Raw genomic sequence first — 23,060 nt, 5'->3', positions numbered from 1 at the left:
GTGTGCTTGCCATCAGAATTTCAACTTAAACCAGGCAACGGATCGCAAGCTGAGTGCAGAGAAAACAGTGTGGCCGCCTTGATCCGCTGGCTTTACAGCGCTGCAGCTTACTGGCCGTGGCGAGCGGGCTTGTTGTGGCGAGCGGGCTTGCCCCGCGCTGGGCTGCGAAGCAGCCCCAAAACCTGTTTTCGCGATCTGCCTGAGGGAACTCGGTGGCCCTATTGGGGCTGCTTCGCAGCCCAGCGCGGGGCAAGCCCGCTCGCCACGACAAGCCAGCTCGCCACAATAAGCCCGCTTGCCATTGGCATCGCAGAACCTCGACTTCTTTCATAATCGGAAAAAGCCAGGTATATACCGCTCCTCCTGTGTTCAAGGAAGAAACATGATGCCCGATAATGCTCGGCTGTCCCCCATTCTCTCCATCCTCATCCACGTACCCGACTGGCGTGCCGCGACCGACGGGTATGCGGCCGCCTTACCTGGTCACTGCTGTCACACGAGCATTGAGCTGACTCAAGCCGGCGCCGAAAACCGCTCGCGGTAAACCTGCGGGGTGATCGACAAGGCGCGCAGAAAACTGCGGCGCATGGTCTCTTCGCTGCCAAAACCACATTGCGCGGCGATGCGCTTGATTGCTACGGCGCTGTCGGCCAGTTGCCGGCGTGCGGTTTCCACGCGGATCAACTCGACTGCTCGCGCTGGAGTTTGCCCGGTCTCGGCGCGGTAATGGCGCACGAAGCTGCGTTCGCTCATGCCGCACGCCGCCGCCAGGGTCGGGATGTTCAAGTCCAGGTGCAGGTGTTCGGCAATCCACGCGTGCAACTCGCTGAAGCGGCTGCCGCCCTTTTGCAGGGACAGGGTGACGCTGAACTGCGACTGCCCACCGGGGCGCTTGAGAAATACCACCAGGTGCCGCGCCACCTCCAGGGCGACCGCGCGGCCCAGGTCCTCTTCCACCAGGGCCAGGCACAAATCGATACCGGCGGTGACCCCCGCCGAGGTCCAGACCGACCCCTGCTGGATAAAAATCGGATTGGCCTCGACCTGCAGACTCGGGTATTTGCGCGCCAGTTCCTCGCAGCGCGTCCAGTGGGTCGCGACACGGCAGCCGTCCAGCAGGCCGCTGCCAGCCAGCAGGAAGGCGCCGGTACACACCGACGTCACGCGCCGTGAGTGCCTGGCTTTGTCCCGCACCCAGGCCACCAGGTCCGGGTCTTCGGCCGCGCCATACACTCCCCAGCCGCCAGCGATCACCAAGGTGTCGCAGGGCGTCTCGGCGCCAGGCAACGGCTCGGCCACCAGGGCCAGGCCGGCAGAGGTCATCACCGGCTCGGCCTGGGCGGCAATCACGTTGACCGCATAGGGCAACGGCAAACCCTGTTGGCGCGCCAGGTCGTTGGCCGAGGCAAACACCTGCAAGGGGCCGGTGACGTCGAGCACCTGCACATTGGCAAACGCGAGTACGTGGATGATTTTCGGCATGATTGGCGTGATTCGTGGGCTCAATGGCGTATGCGCCAAAGCCTAGGCCACTAGAGTGAAGCCGTCCATCCTCTTTCCTGGAGTTTCACCATGACCTTGCAGATCGGCTTTGTGTTGTTCCCCGGCATCCAGCAACTGGACCTCACCGGCCCCTACGACGTGCTGGCGTCATTACCGGATGTGAAGCTGCACCTGATCTGGAAAGACCTGGCGCCACTGACCTCCAGCAGCGGGTTGGTGCTCAGCCCGACCATCACCTACGACGACTGCCCGGTGCTGGATGTGATCTGCGTACCGGGCGGTTCAGGGGTAGGACCGTTGATGGAAGATGAGCCGACCCTGGGCTTTCTGCGCCAGCAATCCCAGACCGCACGCTATGTGACGTCGGTGTGTACCGGCTCGCTGGTATTGGGTGCGGCGGGCTTGCTGCGCGGGCGGCGGGCCACCACGCACTGGGCCTATCACGACATGCTGGCCACCCTGGGCGCGATCCCGGTGCAGGAGCGCGTGGTGCGCGACGGCAACCTGTTTACCGGTGGCGGCATCACGGCGGGGATTGATTTTGCCCTGACCCTGGCCGCCGAGTTGTACGGCGAGGCGGCCGCGCAACTGGTGCAACTGCAACTCGAATATGCGCCGGCCCCGCCCTTCAACGCCGGGCGGCCAGACAGCGCACCACAGCCTGTGCTGGACGAGGCCAACAAGCGCACCGCGCAATCACGCAAGACCCGCGGCGAAATTACCGCACGGGCAGCGGCGCGGCTGGGCTGAAGGCCGAACTAGTGTGGGAGCGGGCTTGCCCGCGATGGCGTCGTGTCAGTCACCGAATGTATTGGCTGACCCACCGCTATCGCGGGCAAGCCCGCTCACACAAGGAGATACACCTGCGCGCCATCTACACCGTGCGCGGCATCAACGCCAGGCGCACGGCCAGCACCGTCAACACAGTGGCCAGCCCCCATTTTTGCAGGCCTGCGGTCTTCTCACTGCCAGCAAAAAACCGGCTGATCGCCCCGCCAAAAATTCCCAGCACCGCGTGAAACACGCCCGCAATCAACGTCAGGACCAAGCCCAATTGCACCAATTGCAGGGCAATGGGACCGGCCTCAGGCTTGACGAATTGCGGCAGGAACACCATGAAAAACAACAGCGCCTTAGGGTTGAGCAAGCTGTTGAGCATGGCGCGCATAAACACCCCGCCCAGGCGCACCCGCACAACCTGGGCGGTGTCCAGGGACGGCTTTTTCTGCAGGGTCTTGAACGCCAGCCACAGCAGGTAGACCACGCCGGCATAGCGAATCAAATCAAAGGACGGAGGCCAACTGGCCACCAGGGCGGTGACGCCCGTAGCAGTCAACGCGGTCAGCAGCAGGTCCGCCACGCCGATCCCCAGGCCGGCCGCCACCCCACCCCGCCAGCCGTAGCTCACGCCATGGCTGATGACAAAGGCCATGTTCGGCCCGGGCGACAGCAACAACAGCAACACGGAACCAGAGAAAACCGCCAGGGTTGCGAGATCGATCATGCTCAGCTCATCCGCCAGGGAAAACCGTAGATTAGTCCTACCCCAGCCACCGATACCAGCACAGGCGATACCGCCCCCGAAACCGTAACGGTAGGCGCCAGCCCAAAATTCGGCCCGGGCCCCTCCTACACTCCGTCAAAAAATGGATTTCCCTCCCCGCAGGAAAATTCCCGTTTTTGTTCCTACACTCCAAAAAGCCATCACTTATTCTCGATAAATCTGAGAACCCCCACAAAACATGTCAACAAACCGTCACAACAAGAGTATCTTATGAAGCTCGACGGCGAGAACCCTGATAAAAGTCAAAACCTTGACGAACCTATCAGAAGGAGCCATCATTTAGACATTACCGAGCAAAAATACCTGCGAGCAGACAGGTAATTGCGTTTTACCCAGCGAAAGCAGTCGTTCGCATTGCACCACTTATAAAGCAAACCTGCCTTATGGATGAGCATACGAACAGGGAAGTCCTGGTGGTGCATTGAGGGATGATTTATGCGTGACAAGTCGTCAGTCGACAGCCTGTTTCTGACTCGTACCGGCTTTGTTGAATTCTTCGTGGTTTTCGTCAAATTACTGCACGGCCTGACGGCGGTCCTGCCGGCGATGATCCTGTTGTTCTATCCGGATCCGGTGGACCCGCAAATGCGTAGCCACTACCTTGGCCTGCTACTGTTCTTTGCGATTCTTACCATCATTCTGTTCCAGGCCCTGGGGGTGTACTCCGAGGATCTGTTCAGCAACCGCCTGCGTTTTCGCGTGATGTTGGTCGCCTGGATTTCCGCGTTTTGCATCCTGCTGTTCATGTACCAGATCCTGCTGCTATTCCCGCAGTTGAGCCCGCGCAACCTGATGTTCTGGTTCACCCTGAGCCTGATGTTGTTTGGCGTGGAACGCATCCTGATGCTGCGCCTGTATCGCAACCTGATGAAGAACGGCAAGTTCCTGCAGCGCACGGTGATCCTCGGTTTTACCGACACCGCCGTGCATGTGGCCGAACACCTGTCGCGCAACAGTGATATCCGTTCCGGCCTGATCGGTTTTATCGACGACCGTACCGAACGCATCCCCAAGGAATTGAGCAACCTGCCGTTGCTGGGCAACACCCGCGACCTGGAAAAGCTGATCAGGTCCGAACAGGTCAACCAGGTGATGATCACCCTGCCCTGGGCCGCCGAGCAGCGCATCAACGGGCTGGTCAAGCGCCTGCGGCAGATGTCGGTCAACGTCATGCTCGTGCCCGACATGGCTGCCCTGCGCTATGGCCACAACCGCATCACCGATGTCGGCGGCATCCTGATGTTCAACACCTCGCAACTGCCACTGCGCGGCTGGTCACCCTTTATCAAGCGCTGCGAAGACCTGTTGCTGGCCAGTGCCGGGCTGCTGCTGTTTTCCCCGATCATGCTGGTGACGGCCATCGCCATCAAGCTCGATTCCAAGGGCCCGGTGTTGTTTCGCCAGAAGCGTTTTGGCTACAACGACAACCTGATCCGGGTGTTCAAGTTCCGCTCGATGTACGTCGACCAGACCGACCGCAATGCCGAATGCCAGACCACCCGCCTCGACCCGCGCATCACCCGCGTCGGGCGGATTATCCGCAAGACCAGCATCGACGAGCTGCCCCAACTGTTCAACGTGTTGCTGGGCAACATGTCGATGGTCGGCCCCCGCCCCCATGCCACTGCCACCAAGGCCGCCGGGATTCCTTTCGAGGAAGCCGTGAGCGAGTACAGCTCGCGCCACCGGGTCAAGCCAGGCATCACCGGCTGGGCGCAGATCAATGGCTACCGCGGTGAAACCGACACCCTGTTCAAAATTCAGAAACGGGTCGAATACGACCTGGAATACATCGCCAAATGGTCGGTGTGGTTTGACCTGTACATCGTTTTCATGACGGTCCCGGCCGTCCTTTCCACCAAGGAAGTCTATTGATGAACACCCTCAACGGATTGATTCCCTGCATCATTTCCGGTGGCTCGGGCACGCGGCTGTGGCCGGTTTCGCGGCAGAACATGCCCAAACCGTTCATGCGTATGCGCGACGACCAGAGCCTGCTGCAGAAAACCTTCCTGCGCGCCAGCAACCTGCCGGGGGTCGACAGCGTGCTGACGGTAACCAACCGCGACCTGCTGTTTCGCACCCTCGACGATTACCGCGCGGTCAACACGGCCCAATTGGGCCTGGACCTGTTGCTCGAACCGTTTGGCCGCAATACCGCCGCTGCCATCGCGGTCGCGGCCTTGCATGTGCAAGAGTTTTTCGGCGGCGACGCACAGTTGCTGGTGATGCCGGCCGACCACCTGATCCTTGATGAAAGCGCGTTCGCCCAGGCCGTGGCCCAGGCCCGCGAACTGGCCGAAGCGGGTTACCTGGTGACCTTCGGCATCCAGCCCGACCGCCCCGAAACGGGCTTTGGCTATATCGAACAAGGTTCGGCCCTGGCACAGGGTTTTCGCGTCCAGCGCTTCGTCGAAAAACCCGACCTGGCCACCGCCCAAGGCTACCTGGACGGCGGCAAGCACCTGTGGAATGCCGGGATGTTCTGCTTCAAGGCCGCCACCGTGCTCGACGAGCTGGCGACCCACGCGCCAGCCGTGCTCGACGCCGCCAAAGCCGCGCTGGCGCACAGCACCAGCCTGCAGAACAGCAGCAGCCGCCAGCGCGAACTGAACCCGCAAGGCTTTGGCACCGCGCCGGACATCTCCATCGACGTGGCCCTGATGGAGAAATCCGCCCAGGTCGCCGTGGTGCCCTGTGACATTGGCTGGAGCGATATCGGCTCTTGGGAGGCCGTGCGCCAGTTGACCCCCAGCGACGACAACGGCAACCAGATCAATGGCGAAGCGATCCTGCACGACGTGCACAACTGCTACATCGACTCACCCAAGCGCGTGTTGGGGGCGGTCGGGGTGCGTGACCTGATCATCGTCGACACCCCCGACGCCCTGCTGATTGCCGACGCCAACCGCAGCCAGGACGTGCGCCATATCGTCGCCGAGCTCAAGCGCCAGAACCATCCGGCCTTCAGCCTGCACCGCACCGTCACCCGGCCCTGGGGCACCTATACAGTGCTGGAGGAAAGCACCCGTTTCAAAATCAAGCGCATCGTGGTCAAGCCCAAGGGCTCGCTGTCTTTGCAGATGCACCACCACCGCAGCGAACACTGGGTAGTGGTCAGCGGCGCCGCCATGATCACCAATGGTGAGCGCGAGATCCTGCTCAACATGAACGAGTCCACCTACATTCCCGCCGGGCACAAACACCGCCTGACCAACCCCGGCATCATCGATCTGGTAATGATCGAGGTGCAGAGCGGCGAATACCTGGGCGAAGACGACATCGTGCGCTTCGATGATATCTACGGCCGCGCGCCCGGCAGCGAGCCCCAGCCCTGATGCGTACTTCCTTGATCATCCCGACCCGCAATGCCGCCAGCCACCTCGACCGGCTGCTGCCGGCGCTGCGCATGCAAACCGTGCAACCCGACGAAATGCTGGTGGTCGACAGCGCATCGAGCGACGACACGGTGGCGCGCTTTCGCGAGTTCGGCGCCCGTGTCGAAGTGATCGACGCCCGCCACTTCAACCACGGCGGTACGCGGCGCTGGGCCAGCGAACAGGTGGGCGGCGACGCCCTGATCGTGATGACCCAGGACGCGATCCCGGCCGAACCCGAGACGTTCGCCAAGCTGCTCGAAGAGCTGCAACTGGACCCACTCAATGGTGTTGCCTACGGCCGGCAACTGCCGCACCCCGGTGCCGGGGTGCTGGGTGCGCAGTCGCGGCACTTCAATTACCCGGCGCACAGCCGCAGCAAAAGCCTGGCCGATGCGCCGCAGTTGGGGATCAAGACGTGCTTTAGCTCCGACTCGTTTTCCGTGTACCGGCGCAGCGCCCTGCAGGCCGTGGGCGGGTTTCCGGCCGATGTGATCGGCAGCGAGGACGCCTACGTCGCCGCGCGCATGCTGCTGGCAGGCTGGAAGGTGCAGTACGCGGCCAGCGCCCGGGTTTATCACTCCCACGACTACCGACTCATGGATGAATTTCACCGCTACTTCGACATTGGTGTGTTCTACGGCCGCGAGCCGTGGATTCGCCAAGCGTTCGGCGACGCCGGCGGCGAAGGTAAACGCTATGTACTGGCCGAATTACGTGCCTTGCGCGAGGCCAACGCCTTGCACCGCGCCCCCGAAGTGGTGGTGCGCAGTGCCTTTAAATTGCTGGGCTATCGCCTCGGCCACCTTGAACGCTACCTGCCCAAATCGCTCAAGCAGCGCCTGGGCATGTTTTCCACCTACTGGACTTGAGCCGTCATGAAGACTACCAACCGACGTTCCCGTCTTACCCTGTTCAGCCTGTTGACTGCCTCGATCTGGCTGGCTGGTTGTTCGACCCCTGCGCGGGTGCCGCTTCCTGATGACAATACGCTCAAGGCCGGCCATCAAGCGGCGCTGACCTTGGCCGACCTGCCGCCCCCACAGGTGCTGATCCAGAGTGGCGACCTGTTGCGCATCGTGCGCGATGCGCAGGAGCCCGCGGCAGCCGACGACATGACGGTATTTGTCGTGCGTCCCGACGGGGTGATCTCAATGCCCAACATCGGTCGGATCAAGGCGGCATTGCGCACGCCTGAAGACCTTGGGAAGGAAATTACCGACAAGTACAAGCGCATCTACCGCGAGCCAGCAGTGACGGTGAACATCGCCAGTGCCCCAAGCAATAAGGTGTTTATCGGTGGTGCGGTGCCTAATCCGGCGTTTTTCGACCTGGCGGGGAATGTCAGTGTGGAGCAGGCGTTGCTGAGTTCCGGCGGGGTATTGCCATCAGCGGACAGCTCCAATGTGGCGTTAATGCGCACCGGCCCGGATGGCAAGTACCGGACGTACTTCATCAGTCTGAACAGCATGTTGACCAACCCGAACCATCCCAGGGTTGCGCTGCAACGTGGCGATTTGATCTTTGTGCCGCAGTCGGGCATTGGCGCAACCGTGGAGGCGGTGGACATGTACTTCACCCGCCTGTTCCCGATCAACAAGGGTATTGGTATTGGCTTGAATTACGACCTCAACGACAGCGGCGTGAAGAACAGCGGGAATACGACCAACAACACCAGCATCGACAACGTCAACATCCCTGGGGTCCCTTAGCAATGGAACGCGTCTTTGAAACTTCGATGCCTGCACCCAAGCCCCATCTTCACCTCCCTATCAATGGAGTGATCCTGTGATCGAAATCCGCTCTCTACGCGACCTCTTGCGGCTGTTTTTCATCTTCCGCCGCGAATTCAAACTGGCCGTGATCACCACGATTGTGGTGGCCGTGTTGGGTGCCTTCCTGCTGCCGGCTCGCTACGAGTCCGACGCGCGCTTGCTGGTCAAGCCAGGGCGGGACAACACCACATTGCCGATCGAAGCCGCCAACCGCCAGACGCTGATTGCACCCAGCACCCAACACGATCCGATCGTGGATGAGGAGAAGATGCTCACCGGCCGGCCCATCGTGCATATCGTTGCCGAGCGCTACCTGGCGATGACGTCCGAGCCGCCACAGGGCTTCTGGAAAGTCACCAAGTTCTACGTCAAGAAAGCCGCGGGTGAAGTGCTCGATGCGGTGCGCAGCGTCCTGCAATTCGTGGGTCTTGCCGAGAAGCAAAGCCCGCTGGAACGCCTGGCGACCAAGCTGGAGAAGAACTTCGAAGCCGGTCACGAACCAGGCTCCTCGGTGATCGAGATTTCCTTCACCTGGGACGATCCGGTCATCGCGCAAAAGGTCGTCGAGACCTGGGTCGATGCCTACCTCGAAGAGCGGGCGCGGATTCTCGGGCGCAAGAGCCTGCATACCTTCTATGAAGCCGAGCGCACCAAGGTCGCCACCAACATCCAGGGGCTCAAGGATGAACTGCAGGGTCGCTTGAAGCAGATCGATTCGATCAGCGTGGACGCGCGTCTGAAAAACCTGACCAACCAGATCGACCGCGTCACCGACGCCAAGGTCACCGCACAAAACCAGATCGCGGGGATCCGCAGCTTCCTGGCCAACGCCAGCCAGCAGATCAAGAACCAGCCAGCGGAAGTGGTAACGGCCCGGGAAACCAGCCTCAACCCGACCCAGCTTGACCTCAAGCGCCAGCTCAACGCCCTGCAAGTGGAACGCGCACGCCTGCTGCGCACCTACCTGCCAGGTACGCCGCAGGTCAACCAGATCGAGCAGAACATCCGCGACATGGAAGCTCTCAGCGCCCAGGAAGCAACACGCCTGGAACGCTCGCAAAACACCGCGCCCAACAGCCTGGTGATCAACGTCAAGCAGCAGATCATCGACGCCCAGTTGCAGGAGCGCAAACTGGCCGGGGAAATCGAGAACTACGACAAGACCCTCGCCGAACTGCGCGCCCAGCGTGACCAGGCGATGACCGATGAACCCGAACTGAACAAGCTGACCCAGCAACTGCGCACCGCCGAGAAAAGCTACGCGCTGTACTCGGAAAACCTCGAACAGGCGCGCATCGACCACGAACTGGACAGCAGCCAGATCAGCAACATCGCCCTGATCGAACACGCCACCCTTAACCCGGCGCGCGTGTTTCCCAAGAGCCTGCTGATTCTGTTGTTCACCATTCCCGCCGGCCTGGCCGTCGGTTTGCTGACCATCTATGTGCTGTATCTGCTGGACCAGCGCATCCACGATGGTGCGCGCTTGCAGGAAGTGTTCGGTGTACCGCTGTGGAGCAGCATCCCCGATGTGCAACACGCCACGCCGGCAGCCCTCACCGCCAGCATCTATCGCCTGTACAGCCTGCTGCCCGCCGAGCGCATCGCCAGCGAGGGCTTTGCCCTGGGCCTGACCTCGGCACGGCATGGCGAAGGCGTAAGCTTTATCATCGAGCAACTCAAGCGTCTGCTGGAAGAACGCGGCCACCGGGTCTCGGTCAACGGCAGCGACGCCGCGAAGCCGGGTGAAGTGCTGCTGCTGGACGCGTCTGCCCTGTCGTCCAACCCGCAGGCATTCCTCACCCTGCGCCGCGCCGACCAGATTGTGCTGGTGATCGAAGCCCGCACCAGTACCGTGCCGACCATCGAGAACGCCCTGTCGTTGCTGACCACCGCGTTCGGCAAAGTCGACGGGATGATCCTCAACCGCCGCCGTTTTGAAGTGCCGGCCAATGTCCTGGCGCGGATCAACAGCTGGCGCGGTGCGGCCTGATGCGCATTGCGCTGCTGGCGCCACTGCCGCCGGAGCAGACCGGGATCGCCGACTACGCTGCGCATTTGCGCAGCGCGTTGCGCGAACAAGGCCTGGAGGTGCTGACGCCGCTGGAGGGTTGCCTGGACCTGGCGCAACAGCTGCAGCGCCTGCAAGCCTTTGACTGGCGCGGCGTGGACCTGGTGCATGCCGAGCTGGGCGGCGGGCGCTTTGCCGAGTTCCAGGCCCTGAACTACCTGCGCCGCACCCAACCGCAATTGCCGCTGACCGCCACCGTGCACGACCCGGAACGCCTGATCTGGCGCCGGGCCAAGCTGTTTTTCCCGCTGACCCTGCTCGAACGCCTGCCCCACCCGCTGCCCCAGGCGACGGCGTTGCTGGCCGATCCATTGACCCTTTACGAAGAACGGCGCCTGGCCAAAAGCATGCGCCGCCTGATCACCCTCACCCGCCTGGGCGGCGACTGCCTGCGCCAGCGCATGGGCCTCAAGCCCGAGCAAGTGGCGGTGATTGCCCACGGCAACCTGCCCATCGCCCCCGTGGCCTTGCCGCCGTTGCAACCGCTGCGCCTGCTGTACTTCGGCTTTATCTACCGGGGCAAGGGCATCGAAGACCTGCTACAGGCCCTGGCCCGCACCCTGGCCGCCCACCCGCAATGCCGTGGCCAGGTGCGCCTGACCCTGGCCGGTGGCACCGCACCGGAAATGACCTTCGACCCGGCCGGCAACTACCTCGATGGCCTGCGCCAACTGATCGCCACCCTGCACCTGGGCGATGTGGTGGACTGGCAACTGGACCTGCCTTCGGCCGATATCCCGCACACGATCCAGGCGCACCATGTGATGGTGCTGCCTTACCGCGAATCGAAAAAGCTCGGCTTCCTCGGCCAGATGCGCGGCACCAGCGGCGCGCTGTCCTGGGCCAATGCCTGCGGGCGCGGGGTGATTACCTCCAACGCCCGCGCCTTCGCCGAAGAAGTCGCCGGTGGCAATGGCATCACCTATCAACAGGGGGATATCGCCTCGTTGAGCGATGCCTTGAGCCGCTTGATCCTCGACCCGCAACAGGCCCGCCAGTGGGCCGACCACGCTGCCGATATCGGCCGGCAGCGCCAGTGGGCCAGCACCGCCCAACGCTTTGCCGAGTTGTTCCAGGCCGTAGTCAAGGAGCCTTTGCGATGAACACGTCCTCTACTCGCCCGATGTGGCGCTACTTGCCATTGGTCATTGCCCTGGCCGTGGGCGGCGCGCTGCTGCTCAGTGAAAAGGTCGACGCAGAGCCGGTCAACTTGGCGCCCCAGCGCACCGTGGTGTGGCGCGAGTTTTTGGGGGTGAACGCGCACTTTCTGTGGTTCAAGCCCGAGCAGTACCAGAAGCAGATCCGCCAATACCAGAAACTGGGATTGGACTGGGTGCGCGTCGACCTGCATTGGGACCGCCTGGAACCCAAGGAGGAAGACTATCAACTGAGCACCTTCGATGAACTGGACCGCACCCTGACCGCCGAGAAGATCCGCTCGGTGTTCTACCTGGTGGGCTCGGCGCCGTTCATCACCACAGCCCCCAGGGGCGCGGAATTCCAGGACCAGTACCGCCCACGGGATGCCAACGTGTACGCCCTGCGCCTGGCGCTGTTGGCCAAGCGCTACCCGAATATCAACGCCTGGCAGGTGTGGAACGAACAGAACCTGCCGAACAATTGGCGCCCGCAAGTGAATGCCGAGGAATACGCGCGCTTGCTGCTGGCCAGTCACCAGGCACTGAATATCGCCGCCCCGGACAAAATCCAGGTGATGGGCGGCATGGCCTACTACAGCCAGATGCCGCCGCGCGGCAAAACCCTGATGTTTGAAGCCCTCGGCAAAATGGGCGTACAAACCCTGGGCATGGTGGCGGCATATCACCCGTATTCGATGACCCCTGAAACCGACGAACCAGGCAAGAACGAAGTCCTGCTGCGCGGCGACCAGCTCAATGCGGTGCTGCACGGTGCCGGGGTCAAGGATGTCTGGGCCACCGAGTGGGGCTGGTCCAGCTATAGCGGGCCCAAGGAAATGCAGGACCTGATCGGCGTCGACGGCCAGGCCGACTTCACCTTGCGCCGCCTGGCGTTGATGGCGTCCCAGGACTACCAGAAGATTTTCCTGTTTGCCCTGTCCGACCTGGATGAACGCGCCTCCGTGCGTGACCAGCACTACGGCCTGCTCGACCTCAACGGCGAACCCAAGCCGGTCTACAGCGCCCTCGCCCGCTTCCTCGAGATCACCGGGCCGACGCTCAAGCCGGGCGTCACCCCGGTGCTGGAAGACGTACCCAAGACTTTTTACAGCGTGGCCTGGACCCGCGAAGACGGCAAACACCTGTTGATGTACTGGAGCGCTGAAGGCACCAGCATCACCTTGCCCAAGGTACAGCGCGCCGAGTTGCTGGACCCGCTGACCGGCGCCAGGCAGGCCCTTAACGATTACAACGGCATTCGCCCCGTGGTGAAACCGTCGTTGCAGATACTGGTGTGGTAGCACGCCCAGGCATGGAGAGCTGCACGTGAGAATCCTGTGGATTGTGCCCTATCTGCCGTGGCCGATGACCAGCGGCGGCAAGACCCGGCAGTACCATTTGCTGCGTACCTTGAGTGAGCGCGGGCACCGCATCACCTTGCTGGTGCAATCAAAGACGCCGGCCGACGCCGCCGTGCACGCCGCCCTCGAGCCCTTGCTCGAACGCTTGATCGTGGTACCACGCCGACCGCTCAAACACCCCATGACCCTGCTCGCCGGAGTGTTTGCGCCCTGGCCGTTGCTGACCACGGTCAACGGCCTGTCACCGGTGTTGCAGGCGCGCTTTGGCGAACTGCTGGACGAAACCTGGGATGTGATCCAGGTCGAGCACAGCTACAGCCTGCAACCGTACTTCAGTGTCCTGCGCCAGCAATCGCGGGACTTCGTGCTCACCGAGCACAACCTGGAATCCAGCCTGGGCGGCGCCACCTATGACCGTTTCCCGAAGTGGGCCGGGCCGTTCGTGCGCTACGACCAGTGGCGCTGCCGGCAGTGGGAGCGCAAGGCGTTTGATGCGGCGTGCCATGTGGTGGCCGTGACCCAGGCCGACGCCCAGGCCATCGGCCAACTGACCGCCACCCCGGTGAGCGTGGTGGTCAACGGGGTCGACAGCCGTGCGTTCAGCACGGTCAGCGCCGATGCGCAGAGCCAGCGCCTGTTGTTTGTCGGCAACTACGAATACGCACCGAACCTCGATGCGGTGCAGTGGCTGCTCGACGAAATCTTCCCTAGGGTCTGGTTGCAGTGCCCCAGCGCCCGCCTGGCGGTAGCTGGCTTTGGCTTGCCCGAGCACTGGCGTGAGCGCTGGCCGGACGAACGTATTGAATGGCAGGGCTTTGTCCCCGACTTGACCGCCTTGCAACGCCGCTGCGCAGGTTTTGTCGCCGCCCTGCGCCATGGCGGCGGCTCCAAACTCAAAGTGCTGGAGGCAATGGCCGCCGGGCTGCCGCTGGTGAGCACCGCCCAGGGCGTGTCCGGGCTGGCGGTCGAGGCGCAAGCACACTATCTGCCTGGCGAAACCACCGAAGCCCTGGCCGACGCCATTGTGCGCCTGCTGGACGAGCCGGCGCTGGCCAGCCAACTGGCGGATGCCGCGCGGGACTACGCGCGCAACTATCACGACTGGGCGGTGGCCGGTAACGAACTGGAGCAGATCTACCGCACCTTGCCCACCCATCAGGAGCCCCAAGCATGCGCGTAGCCCTGGATTACCGCCCCGCCACGGTCGCGCCTTCGTCGGGCATCGCCCGTCAGGTCCTGGCCCTGGAGCAAGCCTTGCGCGCCCGGGACAACACTGAAGTGGTGCTGTTCAGCGAGGCGCCGCTGGATCATCCCCAGCGCGACACAGCGGTTTGCCCGCCCTGGGCCAGCCCGCTGGAAGGCCTGCAACGCCCCCAGGTACGGCTGCGCTTTGAACGCGGTTTTTTGCCCCGGGGGATCCACGAACAGCGGATCGAGTTGTACATCGCCACCGCCAATATGGGCTTGCCCTTGTGCCGCAAACCCGCCGGCACCCGCTATGTGCTGGTGCTGCACGACCTGTTCCAACTGACCCATCGCAACTTCCATCGCTCCCGGCTCAAGGCCGTGGCCTACCGCCTGATCGATGGCGCGTCGATTGCCTGGTCGGTGTGGCAGGCGGACCGGGTGTGGTGCCCGTCGCAGTTTTCGTGCGATGAAGCCGCGCGCCTGTTCCCCTGGGCGCGGGCCAAGTTCCGGGTGTTGCACAACTTGGTGCCGCAGTTCACCGAAGCCCCCGAGCCGCTGCCCGAGGGCTTGCCCGCGCGCTACTGGCTGGTGGTGGGCACCCGTGAGCCACGCAAGAACATGGCGTTCTTTCTTGCGCAATGGCAAGCCAGCCGCGCCAGGGACCCGAACGTGCCGGACCTGGTGCTGGTCGGCCACGCCAGCGATGTGCCGGCGCCCCTCGGCGACTTGCCCGGCCTGCATTGGCGCAACGGTCTGTCCGACGGCCAGTTGCAGGCGCTCTACCGGCATGCCGCGTACCTGTGGCAGCCTTCCTATGCCGAAGGATTTGGCCTGCCGGTGGTGGAAGCACTGAGTGTCGGCACGCCGGTGGCGGTGGCCCGTGGTTCGGCCCTGGATGAAGTGGCGCCCCCCACGGCGGCGCGCTTTGCGCCCGACGACGCCGGGCAACTGCAAACATTGATGGTGTCACTGGCAGCGCCCGGGACCAAGGCCGACCCCGAATTGCAACGCACGTGGGCCCGGCAATTTGCCGAACCGGCCTACCGCCTGCGCCTGGATAAACTGCTCAAGGAATTGAACCGCTAATGCTGCCAGGAAAACTCGTTAGTCTGCTCCTGGGCCTGATCTTCGGTGGCTTGCTGTTGGCACTGCCGCCGATGAAGGTCTTTATGATCGTGGTCGGCCTGGGCGTGGCGCTGACCTTGATCCGCAAACCCCTGTGGGGGCTGCTGATCTTTGCCGTCTTGGCCACCAGTATTCCCTACACCACCTTGCAGTTGGGGATCCGCACCACCATCAGCGAAGCGGTGCTGGGCCTGACCTGGGCCGGGGTGTTCTGGCAATCGTTTATCGGCAAGACCCGTGGCTTCATGGTCTGGCGCCCCACGGAGCGGGCCTTGATGTGGCTGATGCTGTTCAGCACCATCCCGTTTATCTGGGGCATGATCATCATCCACGCCGAGGGCAACGGGCCGGTCAACTGGGTGCGCTGGCTGATGAACCTGTCGCTGCTGTTTATCGTGCCGCTGCTGCTGCGCACCGATGCCGACCGCGACAAAGTGGTGGTCGCCCTGCTGCTGGGCAACCTGGCGATGCTGTCGCTGTCGATCTTCATGTTCCTCAAGACGCGCAATGCGATGTCGATGATCGACATCCTCACCGACCTCAAATACGCCCACCCCGAGGCGGTGAAGGACATCTTCTCGGCCAACTACAAACGCATGGCCTCGCCCTGGGTCCACCCGAACCTGACCGGTGGCGTGCTGGTGCTGTTCATCCCTCTGGCGCTGTTTTACGGCTGGACCCGCACCGGCTGGCGCCGTGCCCTGGGCCTGGCGGTGGCGGTGCTCGGTTGCGCCGGCCTGCTGCTGAGCATCTCCCGGGGCGCGATTGTGGCCCTGGCGCTGATCCTGATCTGGCTGACCTACAAGCGCGTGCCCCACAGCGGGCGGATTATCGGCATCGGCGTCGCTTTTGTGATCGCCCTGGTGATGTTCTATCCGCCGTTGCAGGACCGTTTGATGACGATGTTCTCGACCACCAACGCCAGTACCGAGATCCGCTTCGACGAGTACGCCGGGTTCCCCGATGTCATGGCCAAGTACCCGCTGGGCATCGGCTTCAAGATCGACCCACCGGTGCCGGGCAGCAACTTGCTGGGGATTTCCAACCTGTGGCTGAACTTCATCTACAAGATCGGCATTCCCGGGATGCTGTTGTTTATCGCCGTCACCGTGTTGTGGTGGCGTGAGGTTCGGCCGCTGGGCTCGGTGCGTAAAGTCACCGCCGACAACGCACTGTGGCTGGGCTGTGTGTGCGGTGTACTGGCGGCGCTGCTGACCGGGATCTTCGACCACTACTTCAGCTTCACCTTTGTATTGATCGCGCTGTTCTGGCTGTTGATGGGCATCAGCCTGCAACAGGTGCGCCTGAACCCGACCGTGACCGCTTCTGCTCCTGTTTCCGTGCCAAAGGATAGCCAACCATGAAACATCGCACTATTCACTCCCCCGACCTGCGTGACCGCCTGCCCGCCTTGGCCAGCGAACTCGGTGTGAGCCTGGAAGACTTGCAAGATGGCTTGGCCTGGTGCCTGGCCAACGAGGTGGTTTTTGAAGAAGGCGAAGGCAGCAACAAACTCTTCTGGATGACCTCTTTCGACGTGGAGCCGACCATTGGACATCCGGTGGCACGCCGCTTGTTCCATCGCATGAAACAGGATATCCCGGCGCAGTTCCTGCCGATCTATGGCAAGAACTGGGCAACCCTCAAGGACCGCTGGCGCAGCGCCTGGGACATGGCCTACAACATCCTGATCAACAAGATCCCCAGCCACCACATCCGTATCGGCTGGCTGCGCCTGGGCGGCGCGAAGATCGGCAAGGGCTCCAGCCTGTGGCGCAACACCGAGGTGTTGGGCATCCACAACCTCAGAGTGGGCGACGACACCGTGATCGGCTGGCATTGCCAGGTGGATGCGCGCTCTGGCCTGGTGATCGGCAACCATGTGGCGATTGCCTCCCATGTGCTGATCATCGCCGGCAGCCATGACTTGCAGGCGCCGGAGTTCTGGTCGATTTCCGGGGCGATTTACATCGACGACTACGTGTGGATTGGCAGCCGGGCACTGATCGGTTTCGGCACCCATCTGTGCGAAGGCTCGGTGGTGACCGCCAATACCGTGGTGGCCAAAACCGTCGCGCCGTACAAAATTGTCGGCGGCACCGGTGCCAAAGTCATGGGCGAACGCGTTCGCGGGCTGAACTACAAGGTGGGTGGCAAGGGCCTGTTCACCCTGTTGCACTGATGTTTGGCAGCACCCTGTGGCTGACCCTGGCGACCCTCGCCGGGCTGGTGGCCGGCTTTGCCCGGGAATGGCTGCTGGTCGCGGCCTGGGGTGCGGGCAGCCGCAGCGATGGGTTCCTGGTGGCGGTGTTTCTGCCCGAAGCGCTACGCATGACCCTGGCTGCCGGCTTGCTCGCAGCGGCTGCCCTGCCCCTCTATCAACAACGTGATGGGCAACGCCAGCAAGCGTGGTTGGCCAGCCTGTCGCCGCGCCTGCTCGGCGTGGGCCTGGGTCTGTTCGCCCTGCTGGCACTGGGCGCGCCATTGTGGGTACGGCTGATCGGCCCGGGGCTGGATGCCGCCGCCCACGACCAGGCCGCGGCCAACCTGCGCTGGCTGGCCGCCTGTGCGCCGGGGTTGGTGATGCATGGCCTGTTCAGTATTCCGTTGCAGGCGCGCCAGCGCTTTGTGCTGCCGGGGCTGGGTTCGTTACTGTTCAACCTGCCGCCGGTGCTGTACCTGTTTATCCAGGGCACGGCCAGCGACAGCGAAGAACTGGCGCTGTGTTTTTTTGCCGGCAGCGTGTTGATGTGCCTGCCGCTGCTGGCACCGGTCTGGTCGTTCGGCTGGCGCCCCTGGCAGCTCAAGGGCGATGCCCAGGCCGGCCGCGAGCTGCTGGGACGTATCGGGCCGCTGTTGGCAAGCAATGTCGCCAGCCAGGGCCTGGCCTTGCTCGAACGGCTGATCGCCAGCTACCTGGGCGAAGGCGCGGTGACCTGGGTCAACCTGGCGCGCAAACTGATCAACCTGCCATTGATTGCGCTGATGAGCCTCAACCAGGTGCTGCTGGGGCTGATGAGCGGCGAACAGGGCCAACAACGCCTGGCCTTGCTGCGCCGTGGCCTGGATGCCGCAACCCTACTGAGCCTGCCGGCCGCCCTCGGCCTGATTGGCGCGAGCCCCGTGCTGATTCACCTGCTGATGCCGGCGCAAAGTGCCGACGGCCCGCTGCCCGCCCTGCTTGCCTGGTTCGCCACGCCCCTGGTGTTCGGCGCCTGGAACGCCATGCTCGCCCGCTATGCCTACGCCAGCGGCGATACGCGCCTGCCGCTCAAGTGCGAACTGCTGGGCAGCCTGGTCAATGCCGGCCTGCTGGTAGTGCTGCCGTACTTTTTCGGCCTGCCGGGCATCGCCTTGGCGGCCTTGGGTGGGGTGATCGTCACCAACCTGCTGCTGATGCAACGCCAACACCTGCTCGGGCAACTGGGCTGGCCATTGCAGTGGGGGCTGAGTGTGGTGTTGCTGGGAGCAGCGGCGCTGGTCCTGCACCCAATGCACAGCGATGGCTGGCAACTGGGCTTGAGCACCCTGGCAGGCGCCGGAGTGCTGCTGGGGTTGGGGCTGTGGCTCAAGCCGTGGAAGGCGTGAGCTGCGCATAGCAAAAAGGCAACGCGCGGAGCTGCTGCCTGTGATAGCGGTGGATCAGCCAATAGATTCGGTGGCTGATACGCCGCTATCGCGAGCAAGCTCGCTCCTACAGGGGATATTTGTCGGGTGCAGTATTTTGGCCGTGACACCAATCAAAGGTGGGAGCTGGCTTGCCTGCGATGGCGGTGTGTCAGTCGACAGTAACAGCGCCTGAACTACTGCTATCGCGGGTAAGCCCGCTCCTACAGGGGATCGGGGGCAGGGTTAGAAGTCGTACTTGATGCTGGTCATCAGGTTACGCGGCGCGCCGTACATTCCGTGGTTGCCGGCATAGCTGAAGTACTCGCGATCGAACAGGTTGTTGAGGTTGACCGAGGTACTTAGCTGCGGCGTCACGTCATAGCGCAGCAGCAGGTTGGTGATGGCGTAGCTACCCTGGCTGAACGTGTGCAGGTCTTCACCGACCTTGCTCTGCCAGTTCACTCCCCCCCCCACGGTCACCTTGCTCAACGCTCCCGGCAGGCGGTAGGTCGTGAAGGTTTTCAGGCTCTGGCGCGGCAAGGTGGTGACGATGCGTTTGTCGTCGGCATCGGTGCTGACCGCATAGGCGTAACCCGCCGAGGCTTGCCAGCCTTCGGCCAGCTCACCGTTGAGTTCCAGTTCGACACCCTCGGTGGTGGTGCCCTTCTCGTTGCGATAGGTGTTGCCGCCCGGCGTGTCGATCCAGATCGCCAGGTTGTCCTGTTCCAACTTGAACAGCGCCAGGCTGGTGTTCAACTGCTCGTCGAAGAAACTGCCCTTCAAGCCCAGCTCGTAGCCCTTGCCTTCCATGGGTTCCAGGGCCTTGTTGTTGATGTCGCGCACCCAACTGGCCTGGGGATTGAAGATCTTGGTGTAGCTGGCGTAGGCCGACCAATTGTCGGTCAGATCGTAGACCACCCCGGCATAGGGAATGTACACGCCGGTTTCCGACTCGCTGGTACGGGTGGCAACGCCGCCGTAGGGGCTGTCCTGGGTGTCGCGCTTCCAGTCGATGACCCGACTGCCGAGGATCACGCTCAAATCGTCGGTCATGCGCAGGCGGGTACTCAGGTAGGCGGCGTACTGGCTTTCATCCACCGAGGATTTGCCGGTCACCGGGAAGTCCGGCTTGGCCGAGTGCCCGTCCCAGTTGAACAGGTTGTCGATGGCGCCCGCCGGGGAGCCGGAATACGCATAGTTCCAGCCGCCATGGCTGGGCACGTTTTCCTTGTACTTGGACAAGGTCACGCCGGCGATCAACTCGTGCTCACGGCCCAGCAGGTCAAACGGGCCGGTGGCGTACAGGTCGAGATTATCCTGGCGCGGGGTACCAGAGAATCGCACTGGCAACTGGGTGGTGCCACTGCCATCACTGTTGAGGCTGCCGTTGACGTAGTTGAACACCTCATCGAACTTGTTTTGCGAATGGGTGAATTCAGCCTTGGCGCTCCAGCCGCTGTCGAACTTCTGCTCGATGGAGGTAAAGAAACTGGTCTGCTCATGGTCGTTATAGGACCAGGCCGGCGCAGTATTCAGGGAGCGGCTGAGGTTGCTGCGCGAACCATCGGTAAAGCGTGTGGGCAAACCGGAGCGCGCCGGGGCGTCGACGTCGGTGCGCAGGTAGCTCAAGCCCATGGTCAGCAAGGTGTCTTCGGTCAGGTCGAATTCAGTGATGCCGTACAGCAACTGGGTCTGCTGCTTGTAGCGGTCGACCCAGGCGTGTTCGGTCTTGTAGTCGGCCACCAAGCGCCCGCGCACATTGCCGGTTTCGGTCAGGGGGCCGGATACGTCGAGGCCGCTGCCGTAGCGGTCCCAGTTGCCTGCTTCGGCGGTTACGCTAGCCCGCGCCTCGGCTGTCGGGCGCTTGCGGATCAGGTTGATGGTGGCCGAGGGGTTGCCCATGCCGCTGATCAGGCCGGTGGCGCCGCGCACCACTTCCACCCGGTCGTACATCGCCATGCTCTGGGTGTAGTTGTCCATGCGGGTGACGGTGGGCACACCGTCGATTTCGAAGTTCTGGATCTGAAAGCCACGGGAGAAATAGGCGTCGCTTTCCGAACCCAGGCCGTCGCGCAACACAATGATGCCGGGGGTGGCATCCAGGGTGTCCGACAGGTTGGTCAGCCGCTGGTCGTCCAGGCGCTGGCGGGTCATGACGGTCAATGATTGCGGGGTTTCCCTGGGCGTCAGGTTCAGGCGGGTTGAGCTGCTGGACGACTGCGTGGTGTAGGAGCCGGTGCCCTCGGTAGTCGACCCCGGCGCCTTGCCGGAGATCGATACGGTGCCCAGTTGCAATGCGCCGTCGGCAGGACGGGGTTGCAGGGAGTAGTTATCGCCGCTGCCGCGCACCGCTTGCAGCGAGCTGTTACTGAGCAGGATTGCCAGGCCGGTGTCGAGGTCATGTCGCCCTTGCAGGCCGGGGCTGGTCTGCCCTTGCGTGAGCGCGGCCGGGTAGGACAGCAAGATATGCGTGGCCTGGCCAAACTGGTTCAACGCACCGGCCAGGGAGCCTGGGGCAATGTCGAACTCCTGCTGTGGCGCCGCCATGGCCCAGGCGGGCGCCAGCAACAACGGTGCTGCCCCGGCAAAGCTGGCAATGCCGCGGACGACGGCCACAGCCAGTGATTTTTTCAGTGTTGCCCGAATGGTGCGTTGCGGATGCATGCGCTGTTCCCCAGATAAGTGAGTGTCTGGGGATATAAGTCTCGTGAGATTCGGAAACGGACCACATGCATGCAAAATAAATTCATACCTGCGCCCGACGCGGTTTAAGCGTGACCCAGAACCGCGTGAAATGCTGCGCGTCCAGCTCGAGGGTGTGTTGCAGCGCAGTGAGGATGCGGTCTGTGTCGGCCAACGGATAGGTGCCGGACACACGCAGCTCGCGCACGCTCGAGTCACAGTCCAGATGCCCGCGTCGGTAGCGGCTCAATTCATTGAGGAAGTCTTCCAGGCGCAGGCCCTCGGCGACGATCATGCCGCGGCCCCAGGCCAGTTCGCCGGCGCGCTGCGGGCGTCGCGCCAACAGGGTTTGCTGGTCAAAGCTGACGATCTCGCCGGGCGAAAGGCTCAGGCTGCGCGATGGAATCTGCGCCGCCAGTGGCTGCCGGTCGGACCCCAACTGGGTAAACCCATCGCGCTGGCGCACGCTGAAGCGCCCGCCTGCGGCATGGGTCAGGCCTTCGGCGGTTTTCACCCACAGCGGGCGGGCGTCCAACGGGTTGGGTACTACCAGGATCTCCCCGCGCAACAGATGGATCAGGCGCTGGTCGGGGCTGTAGTTCACATCGATAGCGGTGTCGGTATTGAGCTGGATCTCGGTATTGTCCGCCAGGTCGATACGCCATTGCTCACCGACGGTGGTGCTGAAATCGCTGGTCCAGGGCTGCAACAGCCCGGCATCCCGGGCGGTCCACGCCACACTGCCGGCGGCCAGCAAGAGGGCCAGGTTTTTCAGGACCCGACGACGGGACAGCGCCGGTAACAGGGTGGCGCTGACCAGAGCCTGGTGCGCGGGGTCTCGCACCTCGTGCATGCGCTGGAAAAACCGCTGGGAATGCTGCCATGCCTGCTCGTTGAGAGGATCTAGCTGGCGCCAGGCCAGCCATTGCGCGCGGGTCTGTTCAGTAACGTCCGCTGCCTGCAACTCCAATTGCCAGTGCATGGCCTGCTCAGCAGCTTCCAGGGTCAGGGGCAACGGATTCATGGGCGCTGGCTGTCGAGCACAATGCACTGCGCACCGGCCTTGACGATGTAGCGCTTGACCGTAGTGATGCTGGTGCCCAGGCGCTCGGCAATTTCGCCGTGGCTCAAGCCATCGAGCTGCGACCAGAGGAAGGCCTGGCGCACCGGCAATGCCAGGCGGCCGAGCACTTCATCGAGGGCCATCAGGGTTTCCAGGAGCAGCCATTGGGTCTCGGCGCTGGGCGCCACCTCTTCTGGCAACAGCGCCAGGGCTTGCAGGTAGGCCTTTTCCAGCTTTTGCCGGCGAAAGTGATTGGACAGCACGCTTTGTGCGACTTTCGCCAGAAAGCTGCGGGGGGCTTGGACCTCAAGGGGTTGATTCTTGGCGAGCAGGCGCAGAAAGGTGTCCTGGGCCAAGTCAGCAGCGCTCTGCGAACAGTTCAAACGACGCCATAACCAGTGCTGCAGCCAGCGGTGTTGCTGCTGATACAGGGTGGCGAGGTCAGTGGGGCTTGTCGCAGGAATCGGAGGCATGGAGGACGCGCACAGGAGGTAAGCCGTAAATGATAACGGTTATCATATGCTTCATGGCGCAATGCCTGCAAGTGGCACACGGCTTGTAGGGCTTGCCAACGTGTCCACTGTAGGAGCCAGCTTGCCGGCT

At 63.0% G+C, this 23,060-nt stretch carries 18 protein-coding genes; 13 read left to right on the top strand and 5 right to left on the bottom strand.

Annotated elements, in window-relative coordinates:
• Positions 1-513: 513 nt before the first annotated feature.
• Complete coding sequence (locus tag GDV60_RS10540; protein ID WP_159907069.1) at positions 514-1,482, bottom strand: GlxA family transcriptional regulator; 969 nt, start codon at positions 1,480-1,482, stop codon at positions 514-516.
• A 90-nt stretch (positions 1,483-1,572) separates the two neighbouring features.
• On the opposite strand from GDV60_RS10540, the gene inhA reads away from it, so the two are divergent.
• Entirely contained in the window at positions 1,573-2,253 is a 681-nt protein-coding gene (gene inhA / locus GDV60_RS10535) for an isonitrile hydratase (RefSeq protein WP_070995585.1), read from the top strand.
• Positions 2,254-2,377: 124 nt separating this feature from the next.
• On the opposite strand, the gene GDV60_RS10530 is transcribed toward inhA, so the two are convergent.
• Positions 2,378-3,007 carry a LysE family translocator gene (locus GDV60_RS10530; protein WP_029293185.1) on the bottom strand — a complete coding sequence of 210 codons (630 nt, stop codon included), beginning with the start codon at positions 3,005-3,007 and terminating at the stop codon, positions 2,378-2,380.
• A gap of 495 nt (positions 3,008-3,502) precedes the next feature.
• Between GDV60_RS10530 and GDV60_RS10525 the strand changes: the two genes are divergently transcribed.
• The 12 genes from GDV60_RS10525 (at position 3,503) to GDV60_RS10470 (ending at position 18,691) form a co-directional block, all read left to right on the top strand.
• Complete coding sequence (locus GDV60_RS10525) at positions 3,503-4,942, top strand: undecaprenyl-phosphate glucose phosphotransferase (protein ID WP_092235420.1); 1,440 nt, start codon at positions 3,503-3,505, stop codon at positions 4,940-4,942.
• The gene (locus GDV60_RS10520; protein ID WP_133715638.1) at positions 4,942-6,405 is read left to right on the top strand and encodes a mannose-1-phosphate guanylyltransferase/mannose-6-phosphate isomerase; all 1,464 of its coding nucleotides are present in this window, start codon (positions 4,942-4,944) and stop codon (positions 6,403-6,405) included. Before GDV60_RS10525 ends, GDV60_RS10520 begins: the two co-directional genes overlap by 1 nt.
• Positions 6,405-7,316 carry a glycosyltransferase family 2 protein gene (locus tag GDV60_RS10515; RefSeq protein WP_029293197.1) on the top strand — a complete coding sequence of 304 codons (912 nt, stop codon included), beginning with the start codon at positions 6,405-6,407 and terminating at the stop codon, positions 7,314-7,316. Before GDV60_RS10520 ends, GDV60_RS10515 begins: the two co-directional genes overlap by 1 nt.
• A 6-nt stretch (positions 7,317-7,322) precedes the next feature.
• Positions 7,323-8,156 carry a polysaccharide biosynthesis/export family protein gene (locus tag GDV60_RS10510; RefSeq protein WP_133715640.1) on the top strand — a complete coding sequence of 278 codons (834 nt, stop codon included), beginning with the start codon at positions 7,323-7,325 and terminating at the stop codon, positions 8,154-8,156.
• Positions 8,157-8,232: 76 nt separating this feature from the next.
• The gene (locus GDV60_RS10505) at positions 8,233-10,212 is read left to right on the top strand and encodes an exopolysaccharide transport family protein (RefSeq protein WP_092235408.1); all 1,980 of its coding nucleotides are present in this window, start codon (positions 8,233-8,235) and stop codon (positions 10,210-10,212) included.
• Positions 10,212-11,393, top strand: a complete 1,182-nt coding sequence (locus GDV60_RS10500; RefSeq protein WP_133715641.1) for a glycosyltransferase — start codon at positions 10,212-10,214, stop codon at positions 11,391-11,393. Before GDV60_RS10505 ends, GDV60_RS10500 begins: the two co-directional genes overlap by 1 nt.
• A complete protein-coding gene (locus tag GDV60_RS10495) occupies positions 11,390-12,730 on the top strand; it encodes a beta-xylosidase (protein ID WP_029293205.1) in 1,341 nt (446 codons plus the stop codon). Before GDV60_RS10500 ends, GDV60_RS10495 begins: the two co-directional genes overlap by 4 nt.
• Before the next feature lie 25 nt (positions 12,731-12,755).
• A complete protein-coding gene (locus tag GDV60_RS10490; RefSeq protein WP_159907067.1) occupies positions 12,756-13,970 on the top strand; it encodes a glycosyltransferase family 4 protein in 1,215 nt (404 codons plus the stop codon).
• The gene (locus tag GDV60_RS10485; protein WP_092235396.1) at positions 13,961-15,064 is read left to right on the top strand and encodes a glycosyltransferase family 1 protein; all 1,104 of its coding nucleotides are present in this window, start codon (positions 13,961-13,963) and stop codon (positions 15,062-15,064) included. Before GDV60_RS10490 ends, GDV60_RS10485 begins: the two co-directional genes overlap by 10 nt.
• Complete coding sequence (locus tag GDV60_RS10480) at positions 15,064-16,467, top strand: O-antigen ligase (RefSeq protein ID WP_070995580.1); 1,404 nt, start codon at positions 15,064-15,066, stop codon at positions 16,465-16,467. Before GDV60_RS10485 ends, GDV60_RS10480 begins: the two co-directional genes overlap by 1 nt.
• On the top strand, positions 16,464-17,285 hold the full coding sequence (locus GDV60_RS10475; protein ID WP_029293213.1) for an acyltransferase: 822 nt from the start codon (positions 16,464-16,466) through the stop codon (positions 17,283-17,285). The genes GDV60_RS10480 and GDV60_RS10475 overlap by 4 nt, the downstream gene beginning before the upstream one ends.
• The gene (locus GDV60_RS10470; protein WP_159907065.1) at positions 17,285-18,691 is read left to right on the top strand and encodes a lipid II flippase MurJ; all 1,407 of its coding nucleotides are present in this window, start codon (positions 17,285-17,287) and stop codon (positions 18,689-18,691) included. The genes GDV60_RS10475 and GDV60_RS10470 overlap by 1 nt, the downstream gene beginning before the upstream one ends.
• Before the next feature lie 264 nt (positions 18,692-18,955).
• Here GDV60_RS10470 and GDV60_RS10465 read toward each other — a convergent pair whose 3' ends face one another.
• The 3 genes from GDV60_RS10465 to GDV60_RS10455 all read right to left on the bottom strand — a co-directional run bounded on the left by GDV60_RS10465 (position 18,956) and on the right by GDV60_RS10455 (position 22,930).
• Positions 18,956-21,376 (bottom strand): TonB-dependent receptor, encoded by a 2,421-nt coding sequence (locus GDV60_RS10465; protein ID WP_070995577.1) that lies wholly within the window; start codon positions 21,374-21,376, stop codon positions 18,956-18,958.
• 82 nt (positions 21,377-21,458) lie between these two features.
• On the bottom strand, positions 21,459-22,418 hold the full coding sequence (locus tag GDV60_RS10460; protein ID WP_159907063.1) for a FecR domain-containing protein: 960 nt from the start codon (positions 22,416-22,418) through the stop codon (positions 21,459-21,461).
• Positions 22,415-22,930 (bottom strand): sigma-70 family RNA polymerase sigma factor, encoded by a 516-nt coding sequence (locus GDV60_RS10455; RefSeq protein ID WP_029293221.1) that lies wholly within the window; start codon positions 22,928-22,930, stop codon positions 22,415-22,417. The genes GDV60_RS10460 and GDV60_RS10455 overlap by 4 nt, the downstream gene beginning before the upstream one ends.
• Positions 22,931-23,060 lie beyond the last annotated feature (130 nt).

Source organism: Pseudomonas sp. DTU12.1 (genome assembly GCF_009873475.1).
Taxonomy (GTDB): Bacteria; Pseudomonadota; Gammaproteobacteria; order Pseudomonadales; family Pseudomonadaceae; genus Aquipseudomonas; species Aquipseudomonas proteolytica.
This window is presented reverse-complemented; position numbering and strand designations above follow the sequence as displayed.

Coding starts and splice junctions, on each gene's coding strand:
- GDV60_RS10540 (WP_159907069.1), bottom strand. CDS start 1,482: ATGCCGAAAATCATCCACGTACTCGCGTTTGCCAATGTGCAGGTGCTC.
- GDV60_RS10530 (WP_029293185.1), bottom strand. CDS start 3,007: ATGATCGATCTCGCAACCCTGGCGGTTTTCTCTGGTTCCGTGTTGCTG.
- GDV60_RS10480 (WP_070995580.1), top strand. CDS start 15,064: ATGCTGCCAGGAAAACTCGTTAGTCTGCTCCTGGGCCTGATCTTCGGT.
- inhA (WP_070995585.1), top strand. CDS start 1,573: ATGACCTTGCAGATCGGCTTTGTGTTGTTCCCCGGCATCCAGCAACTG.
- GDV60_RS10475 (WP_029293213.1), top strand. CDS start 16,464: ATGAAACATCGCACTATTCACTCCCCCGACCTGCGTGACCGCCTGCCC.
- GDV60_RS10455 (WP_029293221.1), bottom strand. CDS start 22,930: ATGCCTCCGATTCCTGCGACAAGCCCCACTGACCTCGCCACCCTGTAT.
- GDV60_RS10465 (WP_070995577.1), bottom strand. CDS start 21,376: ATGCATCCGCAACGCACCATTCGGGCAACACTGAAAAAATCACTGGCT.
- GDV60_RS10525 (WP_092235420.1), top strand. CDS start 3,503: ATGCGTGACAAGTCGTCAGTCGACAGCCTGTTTCTGACTCGTACCGGC.
- GDV60_RS10515 (WP_029293197.1), top strand. CDS start 6,405: ATGCGTACTTCCTTGATCATCCCGACCCGCAATGCCGCCAGCCACCTC.
- GDV60_RS10510 (WP_133715640.1), top strand. CDS start 7,323: ATGAAGACTACCAACCGACGTTCCCGTCTTACCCTGTTCAGCCTGTTG.
- GDV60_RS10520 (WP_133715638.1), top strand. CDS start 4,942: ATGAACACCCTCAACGGATTGATTCCCTGCATCATTTCCGGTGGCTCG.
- GDV60_RS10495 (WP_029293205.1), top strand. CDS start 11,390: ATGAACACGTCCTCTACTCGCCCGATGTGGCGCTACTTGCCATTGGTC.
- GDV60_RS10460 (WP_159907063.1), bottom strand. CDS start 22,418: ATGAATCCGTTGCCCCTGACCCTGGAAGCTGCTGAGCAGGCCATGCAC.
- GDV60_RS10470 (WP_159907065.1), top strand. CDS start 17,285: ATGTTTGGCAGCACCCTGTGGCTGACCCTGGCGACCCTCGCCGGGCTG.
- GDV60_RS10485 (WP_092235396.1), top strand. CDS start 13,961: ATGCGCGTAGCCCTGGATTACCGCCCCGCCACGGTCGCGCCTTCGTCG.
- GDV60_RS10500 (WP_133715641.1), top strand. CDS start 10,212: ATGCGCATTGCGCTGCTGGCGCCACTGCCGCCGGAGCAGACCGGGATC.